This window comes from Acidovorax sp. HMWF029 (assembly GCF_003060895.1).
Lineage (GTDB): Bacteria > Pseudomonadota > Gammaproteobacteria > Burkholderiales > Burkholderiaceae_C > Acidovorax.
The window spans coordinates 18,054-35,884 of record NZ_QAIH01000160.1; the positions used below are offsets into that span (position 1 = coordinate 18,054).

At 65.2% G+C, this 17,831-nt stretch carries 19 protein-coding genes; 11 read left to right on the top strand and 8 right to left on the bottom strand.

Translation table 11 applies throughout. The features are described from left to right. The 5 genes from DBR12_RS11215 to DBR12_RS11235 all read left to right on the top strand — a co-directional run. Positions 1–385: SPOR domain-containing protein (locus DBR12_RS11215; RefSeq protein ID WP_233244396.1), on the top strand; the 385-nt coding region annotated here is incomplete at its 5' end. Between the two features lie 79 nt (positions 386–464). Then, positions 465–1,112 (top strand): thiol:disulfide interchange protein DsbA/DsbL, encoded by a 648-nt coding sequence (locus tag DBR12_RS11220; RefSeq protein WP_108617316.1) that lies wholly within the window; start codon positions 465–467, stop codon positions 1,110–1,112. 135 nt (positions 1,113–1,247) lie between these two features. Further along, entirely contained in the window at positions 1,248–1,904 is a 657-nt protein-coding gene (gene lptA / locus DBR12_RS11225) for a lipopolysaccharide transport periplasmic protein LptA (RefSeq protein WP_108617317.1), read from the top strand. Beyond that, the gene (gene lptB, locus DBR12_RS11230) at positions 1,901–2,683 is read left to right on the top strand and encodes an LPS export ABC transporter ATP-binding protein (RefSeq protein WP_108617318.1); all 783 of its coding nucleotides are present in this window, start codon (positions 1,901–1,903) and stop codon (positions 2,681–2,683) included. Before lptA ends, lptB begins: the two co-directional genes overlap by 4 nt. Beyond that, on the top strand, positions 2,683–4,272 hold the full coding sequence (locus DBR12_RS11235) for an RNA polymerase factor sigma-54 (protein ID WP_108617319.1): 1,590 nt from the start codon (positions 2,683–2,685) through the stop codon (positions 4,270–4,272). The genes lptB and DBR12_RS11235 overlap by 1 nt, the downstream gene beginning before the upstream one ends. 51 nt (positions 4,273–4,323) lie before the next feature. On the opposite strand, the gene DBR12_RS11240 is transcribed toward DBR12_RS11235, so the two are convergent. Continuing rightward, entirely contained in the window at positions 4,324–4,806 is a 483-nt protein-coding gene (locus DBR12_RS11240) for a glutaredoxin domain-containing protein (RefSeq protein WP_108617320.1), read from the bottom strand. Positions 4,807–5,038: 232 nt separating this feature from the next. Between DBR12_RS11240 and DBR12_RS11245 the strand changes: the two genes are divergently transcribed. From DBR12_RS11245 to DBR12_RS11255, 3 genes are read left to right on the top strand one after another with little or no spacing between them, the layout of a single operon-like run. Next, positions 5,039–5,521: a thioesterase family protein gene (locus tag DBR12_RS11245; RefSeq protein WP_108617321.1), complete on the top strand. Its 483-nt coding sequence runs from the start codon at positions 5,039–5,041 to the stop codon at positions 5,519–5,521. Further along, positions 5,518–6,810: a class I SAM-dependent RNA methyltransferase gene (locus DBR12_RS11250; protein ID WP_108617322.1), complete on the top strand. Its 1,293-nt coding sequence runs from the start codon at positions 5,518–5,520 to the stop codon at positions 6,808–6,810. The genes DBR12_RS11245 and DBR12_RS11250 overlap by 4 nt, the downstream gene beginning before the upstream one ends. Further along, positions 6,800–7,258, top strand: a complete 459-nt coding sequence (locus DBR12_RS11255) for a putative toxin-antitoxin system toxin component, PIN family (RefSeq protein WP_108617323.1) — start codon at positions 6,800–6,802, stop codon at positions 7,256–7,258. The genes DBR12_RS11250 and DBR12_RS11255 overlap by 11 nt, the downstream gene beginning before the upstream one ends. Positions 7,259–7,601: 343 nt before the next feature. Here DBR12_RS11255 and DBR12_RS11260 read toward each other — a convergent pair whose 3' ends face one another. The 3 genes from DBR12_RS11260 to DBR12_RS11270 all read right to left on the bottom strand — a co-directional run bounded on the left by DBR12_RS11260 (position 7,602) and on the right by DBR12_RS11270 (position 12,580). Further along, positions 7,602–9,695 (bottom strand): IPTL-CTERM sorting domain-containing protein, encoded by a 2,094-nt coding sequence (locus tag DBR12_RS11260; RefSeq protein WP_146185518.1) that lies wholly within the window; start codon positions 9,693–9,695, stop codon positions 7,602–7,604. A 309-nt stretch (positions 9,696–10,004) separates the two neighbouring features. After that, positions 10,005–10,829, bottom strand: coding sequence for a hypothetical protein (locus tag DBR12_RS11265; protein ID WP_108617325.1), 825 nt, complete (start codon positions 10,827–10,829; stop codon positions 10,005–10,007). 8 nt (positions 10,830–10,837) lie between these two features. Beyond that, complete coding sequence (locus DBR12_RS11270; RefSeq protein WP_108617326.1) at positions 10,838–12,580, bottom strand: FMN-binding glutamate synthase family protein; 1,743 nt, start codon at positions 12,578–12,580, stop codon at positions 10,838–10,840. 214 nt (positions 12,581–12,794) lie between these two features. Here DBR12_RS11270 and DBR12_RS11275 point away from each other — a divergent pair, with 214 nt between their 5' ends. The 3 genes from DBR12_RS11275 to DBR12_RS11285 all read left to right on the top strand — a co-directional run bounded on the left by DBR12_RS11275 (position 12,795) and on the right by DBR12_RS11285 (position 15,169). Beyond that, the gene (locus DBR12_RS11275) at positions 12,795–13,646 is read left to right on the top strand and encodes a YecA family protein (RefSeq protein ID WP_108617327.1); all 852 of its coding nucleotides are present in this window, start codon (positions 12,795–12,797) and stop codon (positions 13,644–13,646) included. A 30-nt stretch (positions 13,647–13,676) separates the two neighbouring features. Then, positions 13,677–14,492 carry a sterol desaturase family protein gene (locus DBR12_RS11280; RefSeq protein ID WP_108617328.1) on the top strand — a complete coding sequence of 272 codons (816 nt, stop codon included), beginning with the start codon at positions 13,677–13,679 and terminating at the stop codon, positions 14,490–14,492. 122 nt (positions 14,493–14,614) lie between these two features. After that, positions 14,615–15,169, top strand: coding sequence for an IPTL-CTERM sorting domain-containing protein (locus tag DBR12_RS11285; protein WP_146185519.1), 555 nt, complete (start codon positions 14,615–14,617; stop codon positions 15,167–15,169). A 61-nt stretch (positions 15,170–15,230) separates the two neighbouring features. Here DBR12_RS11285 and DBR12_RS11290 read toward each other — a convergent pair whose 3' ends face one another. From DBR12_RS11290 to DBR12_RS11305, 4 genes are all read right to left on the bottom strand, one after another. Continuing rightward, positions 15,231–15,731 (bottom strand): nuclear transport factor 2 family protein, encoded by a 501-nt coding sequence (locus DBR12_RS11290; protein ID WP_108617330.1) that lies wholly within the window; start codon positions 15,729–15,731, stop codon positions 15,231–15,233. 93 nt (positions 15,732–15,824) lie between these two features. Further along, positions 15,825–16,727, bottom strand: coding sequence for an alpha/beta fold hydrolase (locus tag DBR12_RS11295; RefSeq protein WP_108617331.1), 903 nt, complete (start codon positions 16,725–16,727; stop codon positions 15,825–15,827). A gap of 75 nt (positions 16,728–16,802) precedes the next feature. Beyond that, on the bottom strand, positions 16,803–17,330 hold the full coding sequence (locus tag DBR12_RS11300; RefSeq protein ID WP_199226674.1) for a CinA family protein: 528 nt from the start codon (positions 17,328–17,330) through the stop codon (positions 16,803–16,805). Continuing rightward, positions 17,330–17,831, bottom strand: a 502-nt coding sequence (locus DBR12_RS11305) for a phosphatidylglycerophosphatase A (protein WP_233244397.1), incomplete at its 5' end; no start/stop codon positions are given. The genes DBR12_RS11305 and DBR12_RS11300, both read right to left, overlap by 1 nt.

Here is a 17,831-nt window from a genome sequence, read left to right on the forward strand (position 1 = left end):
GTCGCTCGCGCCCGAGGTGCGGGCTGCTGCGTCTGCGCCCAAGCCCGCTGCCAGCAAGCCCGAGGCTGCCAAGGCCGAAACCAAGCCAGGGGCTGACCCGCTGGGCGACTTGGCCGTGGCCAAAGCCGCCGCCAAGGGCAATGTGGACCCGTTCGACTATTTTGTGCAGGCGGGCGCCTTCCGGACCCAGGCCGATGCCGATGCCCAGCGCGCCAAGCTGGCCATGATGGGCTGGGAGGCCCGCGTGAGCGAGCGTGAGCAAAATGGCCGGGCGGTGTTCCGCGTGCGTGTGGGCCCCTTCACCAAGCGCGACGATGCCGAGCAGCTCAAGGAGAAGCTCGATGGCGCCGGGTTGGAGTCTGCGCTGGTGCGTGTGCAGCGCTGATGCGTCAGACTTCGGGCGCTGAACTTTTTGCGGGGGCATGGCTCCCATCCCCCAGACCTGAACTAGGAGAGTCTTTGCCATGAAACGCCGTGAGTTTTCTTTGTCCGCTGCCTCGGCAGTCGCCGCTTCCGCCCTGACGCTGCCCGTCGCCACCCCCGCGCTGGCCCAGGCCCGCCAGTTCAAGGAGGGCAAGGACTACAAGCGGCTGGACAAGCCCGTGGCGCCCGACGCACCGGCCGGCAAGGTCGATGTGATCGAATTCTTCTGGTACAGCTGCCCCCACTGCAGTGTGTTCGAGCCCACGCTGGACGCATGGGTCAAGGCCGCGCCCAAGGATCTTTTCATCCGCCGCGTGCCTGTGGCCTTCAATGCCAGTTTTGTGCCCCAGCAAAAGCTGTTCTACACCCTGGAAGGTATGGGCAAGCTCGAAGCCCTGCACGCCAAGGTGTTCCGCGCAATCCATGTGGAAAAGGCCAAGCTGGCCAAGGACGACGAGATTTTTGCCTGGGTGGCCCAGCAGGGTGTGGATGCCGCCAAGTTCAAGGAAGTCTACGCATCGTTCACCGTGTCCAACCAGGTTCGCCGCGCCTCGCAGCTGCAGGACGCTTATGGCGTGGAAGGCGTGCCCTCCATGGGCGTGGCGGGCAAGTTCTACACGGACGGCACCATGGCAGGCAACATGCAGAACGTGCTGCAGGTGGTCGAAGCGCTGGTCAAGCAAAAGTAAGCTCCGGGCTGCCCTGGGCACAAGCTCCTAAGCGCCAAAGGCCCTGGATACCCGATGAAGAAAGCCCGCTGTTGCGGGCTTTCTTCATGGAGGGCGTGTGGGGATGGCTACAATGAACTGCAAGATTCGTGCCCTATGAACCACCGCCTCCTTCCGACCCTCCTGCTCGCGGCCCTGGCCTGCCTTCATGGCGTGGCCCACGCTGAAAAAGCCGACCGCGCCAAGCCCATGAACATCGAGGCCGACGCGTTGCGCCACGATGAACTCAAGCAGACCAGCGTGTTCTCGGGGCGCGTGGTCATGACCAAGGGCACCATCGTGCTGCGCGGCGCGCGGCTGGATGTGCGCCAGGACGCCGATGGCTACCAGTTCGGTGTGGTCACAGCCGAAGCAGGCAAACGCGCCTTCTTCCGCCAGAAGCGCGACACCCTGCCCGGCGCGCCCGATGAATACATCGAAGGCGAGAGCGAGGTCATCGAGTACGACGGCAAGGCCGACAACGTGCGTTTCGTCACCCGCGCCGAGCTGCGCCGCTACCGGGGGGCCGCGCTCAGCGACGAGATCACAGGTGCTGTGATCGTCTACAACAACCTTACCGACGTGTTCACCGTGGACGGCCAGCGCGCCCCCGCCACCAATGCGGCAGGTGATGCCCTGGCCCCCGGCAGCCGCGTGCGCGCGGTGCTGGCGCCCAAGGACCCGCCCGCTGGTGCTGCAGCGCCTGCGCCCGCCGCCCCCGGCGCCGCACCCGTGCTGCGCCCCAGCAACAGCCTTGGCGGCGGCTCCAAGTGAGCGCGGTGCCCGTTCATCCCGGCCCTGACACCCAGGCCGGCAGCCGCCTGGAGGTGCAGCACCTGGCAAAGTCCTATGGCAGCCGCAAGGTCGTCAAGGATGTGTCGCTGGTCGTGCAAAAAGGCGAGGTCGTGGGGCTGCTTGGCCCCAATGGCGCGGGCAAGACCACCTCGTTCTACATGATCGTGGGCCTGGTGCGCAGCGATGCGGGCGACATCCGCATCGACGGCCAATCGGTCGCCCACATGCCCATCCACCGCCGTTCGCGCCTGGGCCTGTCGTACCTGCCGCAGGAAGCCTCGATTTTCCGCAAGCTTTCGGTCGAAGAAAACGTGCGCGCCGTGCTGGAGCTGCAGCGCGGCGACGACGGCCAGCCGCTGTCGCGCGACGCCATCGAAGAGCGCCTGACGGCCCTGCTGGAAGAGCTGCGCGTTCAGCACCTGCGTGCCTCGCCCGCCATGGCCCTGTCCGGTGGCGAGCGCCGCCGGGTGGAGATCGCCCGGGCCCTGGCTACGCAGCCACGCTTCATCCTGCTGGACGAGCCCTTTGCGGGTATTGACCCCATCGCTGTGATCGAGATCCAGCGCATCATCGGTTTTCTCAAGGCGCGTGGGATCGGTGTGCTCATCACCGACCACAACGTGCGCGAGACCCTGGGCATCTGCGACCACGCTTTCATCATCAGCGATGGCCGTGTGCTGGCGCAGGGCACGCCGTCCGAGATCGTGGACAACGCCGAAGTGCGCCGGGTGTATCTGGGCGAACACTTCAAGATGTGATGAAGCCCGGTTTGTCGCTGCGTGTCTCGCAGCACCTTGCACTGACCCCCCAGCTCCAGCAGTCCATCCGGCTGCTGCAGTTGTCCACGCTCGAACTCTCGCAGGAAGTCGAGCAGATGCTCGACGAGAACCCGTTCCTTGAGCGCACGGCCGAAGAGGCGCCGCGCGAGGAGTTTGGCCTGGAGGCTGCCGACACCCCCGCACAAGCCGACGATTACAGCGCGGATGATGCTATATTTTTAGGAGCATCAAGCACAAGCGCAGCAGGCGGAGACGGCCAAAATGATGCCGAAACGCCGGGCTCTGGCGCAGACGAACCCGACTGGAGCGGCGACGGCACGGTAGAGATGGCGCCCAACGATGCCGAGTGGGGCGGCGACGCCCCGGCCCGCACCCGCAACGATGCGGAGGGCGACGACGCCGATGCCACCGAACTGGCCCGCTCGCACGAATCGCTCACCGCCTATTTGCACCGCCAGGCCCTGTCGCTGCGCCTGTCCGATGTGGACTGCGCTGCGCTGCGCTTCCTCATCGAATCGCTGAACGACGACGGCTACCTCGAAGAGCCGCTCGAAGAACTCGCCATCGCCCTGGCCGGGCCGGATGACCTGGAGCAGATCGAAGAACTTGTGCACCGCTTCACCGTGGCGCAGCGGCTGCTGCAAAGCCTGGAGCCCACCGGCGTGGGGGCGCGCAACCTGGCCGAATGCCTGACGCTGCAGCTCACCGCGCTGGCCGCCGACGAAGACAGCGATGCCGACCCCGATACCGTGCGGACCGCGCTCTCCATCTGCCAGCAGCCGCTGGAGATGCTGGCCCGCCGCGATGTCCGCCGCCTGACGCAGCTGTGTGGCGATGGCGAAGAGCGCACGCGCGCCGCCATGGCGCTGATCGCCCGGCTGGAGCCGCGCCCCGGCCGCCGCTTTGCCGATGTGGAGCGCAACATCATCGTGCCCGACGTCATCGTGCGAAAGGCTGGCCGCGCCAATGGGCGTGATGGCCAGCACAATTTCATCGTGCAGCTCAACCCCGACGTGATGCCCCGCCTGCGCGTGCACGACATCTACGCCGGTGCGCTGCGCGGCCACAAGGGCGGCGAGGGTCACCAGGGCATGCAGCAGCGCCTGCAGGAGGCGCGCTGGTTCATCAAGAACATCCAGCAGCGCTTTGACACCATCCTGCGCGTGTCGCGCGCCATCGTGGAGCGGCAGAAGAACTTCTTCACCCACGGCGAGCTGGCCATGCGCCCCCTGGTGCTGCGCGACATTGCCGACGAGCTAGGCCTGCACGAATCCACCATCAGCCGCGTGACCACGGCCAAATACATGGCCACGCCCATCGGCACCTACGAGCTGAAGTATTTCTTTGGCTCCGGCCTGGGCACCGAAACGGGCGGCAATGCTTCGAGCACTGCCGTGCGCGCGCTGATCAAGCAGTTCGTGTCGGCGGAAAACCCGGCCAAACCGTTGTCGGACAGCCAGATCGCAGAGATGCTCAAGGAGCAGGGCATCGAATGCGCGCGCCGCACGGTGGCCAAGTACCGCGAGGCGCTCAAGATTGCGCCAGCGAATCTGCGCAAGGCGCTGTAGCGCTCGACGCGTTGAAGCGCGCAAGGGTTGCCTGAACCCCCTGCTGCCGGGTTACTTGCGCGCCATGAACACCGCGTCATACGCCTGGGGTGTGAATCCGGCGATCTTCTGGCCGTTGGTCAGCAAGACCGGCACGCCCCTGGCGCCCAGCTGCTTGAACGCCGCCTTGCCAGAAGGCGTGTCGATGTCCAGCTCCCGATACGTGATGCCTTTGCCCGCCAGATAGGATTTGGCCGCCTTGCAGTAGCCGCACCAGGTCGCCATGTAGAGCACCACATCGCCCCTGGGGGCTGCGGCCGGTGGCGCGTCGGGGGCGGCGGCTGCCTGGGGCGCGGGCGATGCTCCCGGCACCACGCTCACCGGCAGGTTCTCCAGCTTCATCGTTTTTTCCACGGCACCTGCCACCGGGGGCTTGTCGCTGTATACGACCCGGCCGTCCGCGCCCACCGATTTGTACAGTGTCTGGGCGCCTGCCGCCATGGGCATGGTGGCCAGCACCAGTACGGTCAGCAGGGTCCGATAAAAAGGGCGCATGGGGGCTCCGGTAAAATCCGCTGCCCGAGAGCATACGAGACAAGGGGCTTGGGGCCTGCAAGACCCTTGCGCCACTTACCCCGCGTTGCAATCCATGGCGCCTTGGCGTGGTTTTCCGCCCCGCCTCCGGAGGCCCCGCAAGCAACATAGCGGCACTCGCCGCGCACCCGCGCCCCTCCCTCGCACGGGTTTGTGCTCTCCGCTTCCTTTTTTCCTACCCCTGTCCGCCACCATGGCCCGCATTGTTTTTGACCTCCCCCCGCAATTCGGCTTTGCCACCGAGCTGCAGATTTACATCAGCCACGTGAACCAGGGCGGGCACCTGGACAACGCGCAGCTGCTCAGCCTGGTGTCCGAAGCGCGGGTGCGCTTTTTCCAGTCGCTGGGCTACCCCGAGGCCGATGTGGGCGGCCTGTCCATCGTGGTGGGCGACATCGTCGCGCAGTACAAATCCGAAGGCTTTCATGGCGAAACCATGCGGGTGGAGATGGCACCCACCGACTTCAACCGTTACGGTTTCGATCTGGTCTTTTGCATGACCGAAAAGGCCTCGGGCCGCGAGGTGGCGCGCGGCAAGATCGGCATCGTCTTCATCGGCAAGGCCAGCCGCAAGGTCGCCCCCATCCCCGACTCCATCCGCCAGCTGCTGCTGGCCCGCGCGGGTGAGCCCGGTTCCCCCTCCGTGCCTGAGCGCGTATCCTCCCCATCGACATGAACCAACTCCAACTTTTTCTCCCCTGCGCTGCGGGCGTCGAGGGCTTTCTGGCCGACGAGGTGCATGGCATCACCGGCCTCACGGGGCAAGACTTGCTGGTGGGGCGGGGTGGCGTGCTGCTGCGCGCCTCGTGGCGCCAGGCCATGCAGCTGAACCTGCACAGCCGCCTGGCCCAGCGCGTGCTGGTGCAGTTGGCGCACCGCCCGTACCGCTCCGAGAACGATCTCTACAACATGGCCAGCGATGTGGCCTGGGAGATCTGGTTCACCACCCGCCAGACCTTCAAGGTCGAGGTGACGGCCCAGCACAGCCCGCTGCAAAGCCTCAACTTTGCGGCCCTCAAGGTGAAAGACGCCGTGGCCGACCGCTTCCGCCACAAGAGCGGCGTGCGCCCCGACGTGAACACCCAGTGGCCCGATGTGCGCATCCACCTGCACCTGACCACCGACGAAGCCACGATCTACATCGACACCTCGGGCGAGCCACTGTTCAAGCGCGGCTGGCGTGAGGACAAGGGCGACGCCCCGCTCAAGGAAACCCTGGCCGCCGCCATGATCGCCGCCAGCGGCTGGGACCCGCACGGCGACAACCCCCAGCCCCTGTACGACCCCTGCTGCGGCAGCGGCACCATCGTGGTCGAGGCCGCACAGATCGCCTGCCGCATCCCGGCGGGCATGCTGCGGCGATTTGCGTTCGAGAAGCTGCTGCCCTTCCAGGCGCATGTCTGGTCCGCTATCAAAAACGAAGCTGAAAGCGCAATACAGACCAGCGCAGTGCCTATTTTTGGCAGTGATGTGGCTTTCCGCATGGTTGACTTTGCCCAGCGCAACGCCGAGCGCGCCGGTGTGGCCGAGGCTGTACAGCTGCGCGGCGGCGACGCCCTGCAGCGCATGCCGCCTTGCGATCAGCCCGGTGTGATGCTGCTCAACCCACCCTACGGCGAGCGCATTGCCGCTGCCGGTAGCGCAGGCCGCAACGCCAGCGAGCGCGCCGCCGACCGGGCCCAAGGTTTGGCCGTGGGCCGCGAAGAAGCGCAGACCGAAGATGGCGGCGAGTTTTTCAGCCAGCTGGCCACACACTGGAAGAAGAACTACAGCGGTTGGACCGCCTGGATGCTCACGCCCGACCTCAAGCTGCCCGGCAAGATGCGCCTGAAGGAGTCGCGCCGCGTGCCGATGTGGAACGGCCCCATCGAATGCCGCATGTTCCGCTTCGACATGATCAAGGGTGCCGTGCGCGACCGTGCCGCCAAGGCTGCCCCCGAAGGCGGCCCGCGCCATGAAAGTTGAGCTGCGCCTGCCCGCCGAGGCCCCGGCGGGCGAGCCCGCGCGCCCGGTGGTGGTGGACACCAATGTGGCGCTCGATCTGCTGATCTTCAGCGACCCGCGCACTGTGCCGCTGCGCACGCTGCTGGCCCAGGGGCGCCTGGCCTGGATCGCCACGCAAGTCATGCGCGACGAGCTGGAGCGCGTGCTGGCCTATCCCCACATCGCCGAGCGCATGGACTACTACCGTGTGGATGCCGTGCAGGTGCTGGCCGCGTTTGATGCACAGGTGCGGCTGGTGGACATCGCCCCCAAGGTGGCCTATGTGTGCAAGGACGCAGACGACCAGAAGTTCATCGACCTCGCAGCGGCGCACCGGGCGATATTGCTGAGCAAGGACAAGGCGGTGATCTGCATGCGCAAGCGGTTGTTGGGGTTGAGCGCGGATGTTGCCACCGAACTGGTTTTGTAGGTTGCCGGGCACTGAGTCACGGCTACATCGTATGCGCATTCCTTGCGCGCGGAAATTGCATGAATGGATGGCCTGCCGTGGTGACTAGCGTGCTGTCCTGTAGATAGCTGTGCACAATGTCGTGTCGATGGACTCGCGCCTTGGGAAAGGCTCAAGTCCGCCCCGGACACCACATGTTGTCACGAGAACACGTAACGTATCCCATTGTTTTCAGGCTTGAGACGCGATGTCATACGCAGTTATTGCTTCGTGGCAACGGCATTTTTTGTGCGCAGGCCGTCTATCGACTGACAGAGGCTCTGGTCATCATATGCGCCGCATGCTTTTGCGGTGCGGCTTCACTTCATTGGATTGCGCGCCGTCGTGACGTATGGGCGCCCAAGCCTGCAAGCACGAGTGCAAGCCCCACCAAGGCCCATTCGGAGAGTGTTGGAATGGATGCAGTGGCCAGTGGTAGGGCCAGGGCGACCGGGTCAACGATGCGTCCGTTTTTCATCCCGTCGTCGTCGCCCGACTCGCCGTCCCTGACGGAGTAGGTGATGGTATTTCCATGGACGCTGGCGTTCACAGGGAACCACCGAGGGGTTGCGTTGGGGCTGTACTTCATCAGCACAGCATTGGCTGGGATGGCGGAGGGGTATTCCAGCGTCACCGTCAGTGTGCTGTCGACGTCGCAGCTGTCTGCCGTGAAGTCGAACATGCCCTGCGGGAAGGTATAGCCTGTTGGTGGCGCCGTAGCCACCGCTTTGACATCGGTGAACCGCCGCTGGGTAAACGTGCACTGTGTGCCGCCGCCAGTGAATGACGCCGTTGCTATGCCGGTGCCGGTGCTAGTGGGCGCGGTGTAGCGGTTGTCTGGGATGACCACGGTGAATGTGCGTGTTGCAGAGAAAGGGGCACCCGTGCCGGTGGAGCTGTCCGTTGCAGAAACCGTAAAGGTGTAGCTACCGCCTGCCGTTGGCGTGCCGCTGATGATGCCGGTGTTTGCCGACAATGCCATCCCTGGCGGCAGACTTCCAGAGGCAATGGTAAACCGATAGGGTGCATTGCCTCCGGTAGCTGCGACGGCCTGACTGTACGCCACCCCGCGGATGCCATTTGGTAAGCTGGCTGGGGACATACCGATAGTGGGTGCGCTCACGGTCAGCGACAGATGGCCGCTTTGGGCGATGAAGGGCCCTTGACCCGTGCTGCTGTCGGTGGCGCTGACCATGAATTGGAAGGTGCCTACTGCTGTGGGCGTGCCGCTGATCGTGCCGGAAGACGATAGGCTGAGTCCCCCGGGCAGTGCGCCGGAGGCCAATAAATAGGTGTAGGGCGCCATGCCTCCGCTGGCGGAATTCAGGCTATGGCTGTAGGTCGCGCCAAAAGATGCATTGGCTGGCGCCGTTGGCGAGAAGCTGATGGTAGGCGACGCCACCATGATCGATTGCGTCGCGGTCATTGAGCTGCCCGAGACGTTGGAGACCGAGTAGGTGAAAGAGTCGGCGCCTGCATAGCCGGTCGTGGGTGTGTAGCTCACGCTGGCGCCAAACACCGCCAAAGTCCCATGTGTGGGTGACGCATGCACCGCGAGCGAGGTTGCGGCGCCGCCCGAGAGGTTCAAGGAAATGGGGGCGTTGTTCGCGCCGTAGGGTACGGAGGAAGAGGCGTCGGCGCTAACCGGCGGTGCTACGTAGGTATAGCGCGACGCAGTCCTGGCAACGCTGGTCCCGCTAGGGGTCGTGGCCGTGACGTCTACAGTGCCCGCAGCCTGCGCAGGCGCAATCGCCGTAATGGTGTTGGCATTCACGGCCGCGAAAGAGGCCGCGCTGGTGCCGCCAAACCTGACGTCGGTGACGTCGGAAAGGTAGGCCCCCGTCAGCGTGACGGACTGGCCGCCCGCCACCGGGCCTTCGGTGTGCGACAGGGCGCTGATGGCGGGCAGCAGTTCGCCTTCGGCCTTGGCAAGGAACAGGCGGCCTGGCGCGGGGCCGGTGATGCCGGGTGCGCTGGCCACCGTTAAATACATGGCGTATCCGTAGGGGCTGGAACACGAGCAGTTGAAGACCGCCGATACGGTCGTGCCTGCCAGCGCGGTGTAGGAGCCGGTGAAGGTGTTCAGCCCCGGGCTGGCCGGTCCGGACGCTGTGAACGTCTGGCAGTTGGCCCCGCCCTGGTCGCACAGCGTGACGAATGGCGTCACCGATCCAAAGCTGTCATAGACATCCGCCGTGACGCTGGTGATGCGCACATCCTCGGAGCCCACCGCAAACTGTTGCGTGCGTTGGGCGCCTGCGTTCACGAAAGTGTTGCCGGTGTGCGGCAGGTACAGCGTATCCATGAGGGTTTTTGTGGTGACGGCGTTGGCTGGGCCGACGGCACAAAGCATGAGCGCCAGTCCGATGCGGCAGAGGCCTGCGCGTGCGGCAGCGTAGAAGGAGGGAGAAGAATGCACGGAGAGACTGTTTTGAATGACCGATTGACGGACTGATCCTAGTGTGAGAGCAGGCCTGCGGTTTGACTGGGCGTTTCAGCCGTTTTGCTTGTGCGTGCCGTGGGGTGTGGGAGCGCTTGAAGCGCCTGCGTTCCGGGAGGCCTGAATCCAGACTCGGAGTTGGTCCGAGTAGCGAGCGTCGGTTGGGTATGGCGCGCGCATTTCACGGGTGCGCATCATCGCAGCGGCCAGCCGCTTGATGGCTGCGGCTGGCCGAGCTAAACCCCGCGGTCAGAAGTTGGCTCTACGCGCCATCTTCAGGCGGTCACATCAATGGCAGGCCAGCAAGTCATACGCCGCCCGCACCCGCTGCAAATCCCGCCCCAGTTTGCGATTGGCGGGCAGATACCGCATCCACCCCATCCGGCGAACGCTGGTTGCCAGCACCGCCTGCATGTCCGCGCTGCCCTGCGCTACCCACGCCGCCCAGCGCTCGCGCCCCTCGGTCAGCGTGCCGCAGGTGTGCAGGTAGATCGCGGTGGAGTGTGCGTAACACAGCGCATCGCGCACATGGCACACCGCCAGCGGCAGCACGGCGGCGGGGTCGTCTTCAAAGTCGATGCAGGCCACTTCGCCATCGGGGCAGCGCACCAGGTTGCGCGCGAAGGCCTGGCTCAGGCAGGTGCCCTGGCGGTGCACCTGGGTGAGCGTGTCCAGCCCCTGCTGCCACAGCGCCAGCACGGTGGCGGTGTCGCACGCCTGCACGGCGTGGTCGATCTCATTGCCCAGCGAGTGGATTTCTTCGCCCGTGTGGCCCAGGTGGCGCATGGCAAAGCCATGGGGGGATGCGGCCAGCACCACGGGCACGCGGATGCCGCGTGCGGCCAGATCGCGCAGGCGCTGCACTTCGGTAGCGATGGCCGTGGGGCCGCCGGGATTGGGCACGGGGCGCAGGGCGTCCAGTCGCAGCAGCCCCGCCAGCGCGGCCATGGCGCGGTAGCGGCCCGTGCCGTGGGGGGCGCCTGCGCGCTTGATCCAGAGCTGTTCATTACCCAGTACATGGGCCATCACGTTGTGGGGCTGGGTGGCCAGCTGCTGCTGCAAAAAGGCGGCGTAGTCGGGGGCGGTGGTGGTGGGGTGGGTAGATGCGTCCATCGTCAAGGTCATACAGCGGCGTCCCCGGCCACCGCCGCTGCGGTGCCTGCAGCTGCGGCGTGCACCAGCTCTATGTGGTGGGGAATCGAAGGCTCCAGCACAGGTTCGCTGGCCTGGAAGCTGTGGGCACTGGCCAGGGGCCAGTACAGGCGGAACACGTTGTGCTGCGCGTCCAGCGGGCCCAGCAGCGCGCCCGGTTGCATGCGCGTGATCAGGTTGGAGAGTTGGCGCACCTCGGTGTCGCTGATGCGGCGCACGATGTGGTGGGCCGTGATTTCTTTGGGGTGATGCAGCCCGGCGGCCTGCACCAGCTCTTGCAGCGCATGCAGTGTGCTGCGGTGAAACTGCGCCACGCGCGTGGCCTTGTCAGGCACCACCAGGGCCTGCTGGCGCAGCGGGTCTTGGGTGGTCACGCCGGTGGGGCAGTGGCCGGTGTGGCAGCTTTGTGCCTGGATGCAGCCCAGCGCCATCATGAAGCCGCGCCCCGCGTTGCACCAGTCGGCACCCAGCGCCATCATGCGGGCAATATCGAAAGCGCTGATCACCTTGCCCGCGCAGCCAATCCTCACGCGGTCGCGCAGGTTCACGCCCACCAGGGTGTTGTGCACCAGCAGCAGGCCTTCTTGCAGCGGTGCGCCCACGTGGTCGGTGAACTCCACGGGCGCCGCGCCCGTGCCGCCTTCGGCACCGTCCACCACGATGAAGTCGGGCGTAATGCCCGTGATCAGCATGGCCTTGACGATGGCAAACCACTCCCACGGGTGGCCCAGGCAGAACTTGAAGCCCGTGGGCTTGCCGCCCGACAGCGTGCGCAATTTGGCGATGAACTGCATCATCTCCACCGGGTTGCTGAACGCACTGTGGCTGGCGGGCGATATGCAGGCCTCGCCTTCTTTCACACCGCGCGCGGCAGCGATCTCGGCCGTCACCTTGGCGCCGGGCAGCACGCCGCCGTGGCCGGGCTTGGCGCCCTGGCTGAGCTTGAGCTCGATCATCTTGACCTGCGGGTCGGTGGCATTGGCAGCAAAGCGCTCTTCGCTGAACGTGCCGTCGGCGTTGCGGCAGCCAAAGTAGCCCGAGCCTATCTCCCAGATCAAGTCACCGCCATGCACCCGGTGGTGCTGGCTGATGCTGCCCTCGCCCGTGTCGTGTGCAAAACCGCCTTTTTTCGCGCCCTGGTTGAGCGCCAGGATGGCGTTGGCAGACAGCGCCCCAAAGCTCATGGCCGAGATGTTGAACACACTCGCGTGGTAGGGCTGGGTGCAGGGCGCAACGGACTGCGACGGCGCATCGGGGCTGCCCCCGATCCACACGCGAAAGTCGTGCGACGGTAACTGTGTGGGCGCCATGGAATGGTTCACCCATTCATAACCCTGCGCGCCCACATCCAGGTGCGTGCCAAACGGCCGGTTGTCCGGGTCGCCCTTGGCGCGCTGGTACACCAGCGAGCGCTGCGCACGCGAAAACGGGGCGGCTTCGCTGTCGCTTTCGATGAAATACTGGCGCACCTCGGGCCGCACGTATTCGAGCATGAAGCGCAGGTGACCGATGACCGGGTAGTTGCGCAGGATGGCGTGGCGCGTCTGCTGCAAGTCATACACGCCCACCGCCACCAGCGCTGCAAACACCAGCACCACGGGCAGTCCTGCGCCAAAGGCTACCAGCGCAAGCAGCGACAGCAGCAGCCCGACAACGCACAGCGCAAAGGCCGTGTAGCGCACCGGGTACAGGGAGTTGAGTTGGTGGAGCATGGGAGTCCTGGTTGTGGTGGCCGTGCGAGAGGGGGCTACACTGACTGCCTTTTTATCGGGTGGCCATGTTGCGCGCGGCTTTGCTGGTCGCCTGATGCCAGCACTTGTTGCCGCACCTGCGCCTTAGCCGCCTAGCGCTACTAGGCTTGCGCATCATAAAAGTAAAACTTTGTTTTATCGCCCCCGCTTTCTCGCTTGACGACCGGAGCTCCCCATGACCGAACCCACATTGCCAACCCCAGCCAACGACGATCTTGACCTTGCGACCGCCCCGGTCGCCGCGCTGGGCCCCGAGGAGCTGGAAGAAATCGACAACATCCTCGACGACCTGCGTGCGCGCGGCGAGGAAATCCCGCAGTGGGAGTTCTGCGACGGCTTCATGACCGCGCTGATCTGCAGCCGCCGCCCCATCGCACCTGCTGAATACCTGCCCATGCTGCTGGGCGATGGCGCCGAGCTGGACGTGGCCGAAGGCGCGGCCCTGCCCGTGCTGCCCGCCTTTGCCGATGCTGCGCAGCAGGCCCGCTTTCTGGAGCTGTGGGACCGCCGCTGGGTCGAGATCACCACCCAGCTCGACACCGATGTGAAGACGCTGGACGACGACCGTACCTTCCAGCCCGAAGCCATGGACATGCGCGGCGCCGTTGCCAGCCTGCCTGAGGCAGAGCGTGCCGAAATGGAGGGGCAAGAGATTCCGTCCTTCGGCCAGGTGTGGGCGCTGGGCTTCATGTTCGCCGTAGAAAACTGGCCCGAAGACTGGGCCGCCCCGCGCGACAAGGAAGCCGCCAAGTGGCTGGACGACGCGCTGGACCGCATCGTCGCCCTGACCGAAGACGACACCGGCAAGCCCGAAGTCTGCATGTACGACGAAGACGGCCCGCCCAGCACCAGCCAGGCGCGCGTGGAAGCCTTCGGCGAAGCCATCTGGGCCGTGTACGACCTGCGCCAGCTGTGGAAGAGCATGGGCCCGCGCGTGGAGACGGTGCGCAAGGCACCCGAGCCGGGGCGCAATGACCCTTGCCACTGCGGCAGCGGCAAGAAGTACAAGAAGTGCCACGGGGCTTGAGTCCTCTTTTGCCTCTCTTGGTACGCAAAAATGGCGCAGTTCATACAGGCCGTGATGGATCACTTCGAATGGGGGCAGTATGTATTGTTCTCGGTGGTCTTGGGCATTCTTGCTTTGACCGAGCACTTCTGGCCTCGCCGTACGGCTGGCAAAGGCCACAAAGGACGGATAAGGGTCAATTTGTTGCTGTATGGGCTGGCTGGTCTGTTGATGTGGTGGGTGGCCGAGCCTGTGCAGACCGCTGCGGTGCGACTCGGGGCGTCTTTGGAATGGTCAGGGTTGGCAGGGTCGGCATTGCCCGGTGTTCCCAAGATCGTCATCGGCGTGTTGCTGGTTGATGCGATCCAGTATCTGCTGCATCGTGCTTCGCATGCCATTCCACTTCTGTGGCGAATGCACCAAGTGCATCACGCGGACACCGCGTTCGATGTGACGACCAGTGTGCGCCACCATCCTCTGGAAGTGGTGGCACTTGCCGCACTGACGCTGATGCTGTGCGCGGCTCTAGGTATGCCCCTCGTGTCCTTGTTGTTTTACGCAGTGCTCCAGCTGGTGCACACCGCGTTTTGCCACGCTAATGTTGAGATTCCTCTGCACTGGGATCGGAGACTGCGTCGGGTGATGGTGACCCCGGATATGCATCGTGTGCACCATTCCGAACGTATGGACGAGGGCAACAGCAACTTCGCAATGGTGTTCCCCTGGTGGGATCACCTGATGGGTACATATTGCGCGCAACCTGCGCTAGGCCATGAGGACATGGTCTTGGGGCTGGCCCACGACAATGATGCCCGGCCTGACGGATTCCTGCGCGCCTTGAGCCAACCCTTTGGCAAGTTGCCTTGAGTCGTCCATTCAAGACGCAGTGCGCGCGGTTATTTTTTGAAAGACATTTTCCAAGCCCTGAAGTACAAACGCCACGCTCTTGAGTGAGTGTTCGGAAAGTTTGTATTTTTTATAAGGCTGATATGTCGAAAGTTCGTTGGATGGGAGCGCTGTTGGTTGGCGCAGGCGCTTTGGCGGCAACAGGTGCGCAAGCAGGCGTTGTTTTTACTTTTAGCAAGGCGTTTGGAGCGCCCAGCGTCTCGGTCGGAAGTGCCACCTCGCTGGCGTTCACCATCAATCGGCTGGGGCCAGCTGCGAACAACATCACGTTCACAGACAATTTGCCGGCGGGCCTGGTGGTGTCCACTCCCAACGGTTTGGTGGGCGACTGTGGGGTCGGCAGCGTGGTGACCGCCGCACCGGGTTCCTCCTCGGTGGCCTTGGCCGGCGGGGTGTTGGCCGGTGGGGCCAGTTGCACGTTTTCTGTTCAGGTCACCGCAACAGCGCCGGGTGTAAAAAACAACGTTACTACGGGCCTGAACTCCAGTTTTGGCAGCGCCCCTGCCGCCAATGCCACACTCAACGTACTCGCCGCCAGCGCAACCTCGGTTCCGACGCTGAGTGAATGGGGACTTATGGCACTGTTACTGGCCATGGCGGCATCGGCATTCAATGTGTTGCGTCGCAAGCAGACGTGACGCTCAAGCGCAGTAAATTTCACATGGGCCTTGACCGAGTCTTACTGGCCTAGTGTGTGAGTCAGAGGGGCTGTGCTTCCTGCGCCAGAAACTTCTTCAAGTTCCCCGCCGCTGTGCTGCGCACCTTGCGCTTGAGCGAGGGCGACCAGCCCAGCAGCACACCCGGCAGGCCCAGCGCCTGGCGGGACCAGCGCCAAAAGTTGAAGCGGTCGCGGTGCGTGGCAATCAGCCCATCGGGTGTGAAGGTGAACCTGCCGTCGATGATGTTGTGCACCTGGCGCCCCGTGGCGCTGAAGAGGTAGTGCGCCTCCCAGTGTGCCTTGCCGCCGTGGGCATCGGCGTCGATGCCGCTGAACTCCAGTTTCCAGTGCTCGGCGGCGCCGGGCTTTTTCGTCGCGGTGCATAGCATGCGCCACATGCCGCCCACTTCGTCCTGGCCCTTGAGCGAAAACGCCTCGTCGTCAAACGTGGCATTGGGGGCGTAGCAGGCCGCCATGGTGGCGTGGTCAAGCTGGGCGAAGGCGGTGTAGAAGCGCTGCAGGGTCTGGGCGTTGCGGTGCATGGGGTCTCCTCCTCGGGGCGCTCATGCTACACCGGGGCGGTGGTGCCGCTTGGACGACCCGACCCTGGCGGCGCGTCCGGCACCGCCCCGCGTTCAGCGCATATAGCCGCGCAGCGCATCAGCCGTCTCGCCAGGCAACTGCTCCGGTATGAAATGTCCCGCAGGCACAGCCTGCCCGCTCACCACCCCCGCGCACTGCGCCTGCCACAGCGCCAGCGGATCGAACAGCCGGTGCACCACACCGTGCGCGCCCCAGATCACCAGGGTGTCGCAGGCGATTTTTTCGCCGCGCGCACGGCTTGCGCGGTCGTGGTCCAGGTCGATGCCGGCACTGGCGCGGTAGTCCTCGCAGGCGGTGTGGATGGCCTCGGGTGTGCAGAAGCAGCGCTCGTAGTCGGCCAGGGCCTGGGGCTCGATGTGGGCCAGGCCTGCGCTGCCCCAGCCGCCCAGTTTGGCGTGCAGGTAGGCGAGCGCGTTGCCGCCGATCATGGTCTCGGGCAGCGGCGCGGGCTGGATCAGGTGGAACCAGTGGTAGTAGGCGCGCGCAAAGTCCATGTCCGTGCGGGCGTACATGTCGAGCGTGGGGGCGATGTCGATCAGGCACAGCTTCTTCACGCGCGCGGCGTGGTCCAGCGCCAGGCGGTGCGCCACGCGGCCACCCCGGTCGTGGCCGCAGAGGTAGAAGCTGTCGTGGCCCAGCGCGGTCATCACTTCGGCCATGTCCTGCGCCATGGCGCGTTTGCTGTAGTTGCTGTGGTCGGGCTGGCCGGGCGCGTGCGATGAGTCGCCGTAGCCGCGCAGATCCGGCATCACCAGAAAGTAGTCGCGCGCCAGCTGCTGCGCCACGCGGTGCCACAGCGCATGGGTTTGCGGAAAGCCATGTAGCAGGAGCAGGGGCGGTGCGCCTGCGGTGCCTCCGGTGCGGACAAAAATCTCGGCGCCCGAGGTGACGATGCGCTGGGCAGTGAAGCCTTCAAACCAGGCGTTGGCTGTCATGGGCAGGACGTGTTTTGGTGGAGGGGCGAGGCAAGGTTGTGCTCCCGACGTCCGCTGTTGCGAACAAGACGGGGTTCAGGCGAGCAGGTGGCCCAGCAGCCGCTGCAGCGCGTAGCGCACCGTGGCTGCGCGGATGGCGGCGCGGTCGCCTGCAAAGTGCTGCATCTCGCTGTGGGTTTCGCCGCCCACGCACCAGGCGAACCACACGGTGCCCACAGGCTTTGCTTCGCTGCCGCCGGTGGGGCCGGCCACGCCGGTCACGGCCAGGCTGACGTGGGCCTGGGAATGGACCAGCGCCCCGTCGGCCATGGCGCGGGCCACGGCTTCGCTCACGGCGCCTTCCTGTTCGATGAGCGTGGCGGGCACGCCCAGCATCTCGGTCTTGGCGGCGTTGGAGTAGGTCACAAAACCGCGCTCGAACCACTGGCTGGCGCCGCCCAGGTCGGTGCAGGCTGCAGCGATCATGCCGCCCGAGCAGCTTTCGGCGGTGGCCAGCAGGCGCCGGTGTTTGATCAGCTCCAGAGAAATTTGGGTCAAATTGGCCTCTAGCGCAGATGCATCAAGCGCTAGTAGCTCTGTATTTGATAGCGTTACGGTTGTCATCAAAACCTCCACACTGCAATAACCAGCAGGGTACAGAAGGCTGCCACAAAGTCGTCCCACAAGATACCCCAGCCGCCGCGCCAGCCAAAGCCCTTGAACTGGCTGTCGGCCCAGCCCACCGGGCCGGGCTTGGCCGCATCAAAAAAGCGGAACAGCGCAAAGGCCATCAACTGCCCCCAGAACCCCATGGGCATGGCCAGCCAGAGCACCAGCCAGAAGGCCACGACCTCGTCCCACACGATGCTGCCGGGGTCTGCCACGCCCATGTTGCGCGCGGTGGTGGTGCAGGCCCACCAGCCCACCACGGTGCTGGCGGCAATCAGCGCACCCATGTGCAGCGGTGACAGCCACTGCTGCAGCACCAGGTAGGCCAGCCAGGCCCACAGCGTGCCAACGGTGCCCGGCGCCTTGCGCGACAGCCCCGCGCCAAAGCCCAGGGCGATGAAATGGGCAGGGTGGCTCAGCATGAAGGTCACGGTGGGGCGGCGGGGGGCGGAGGAG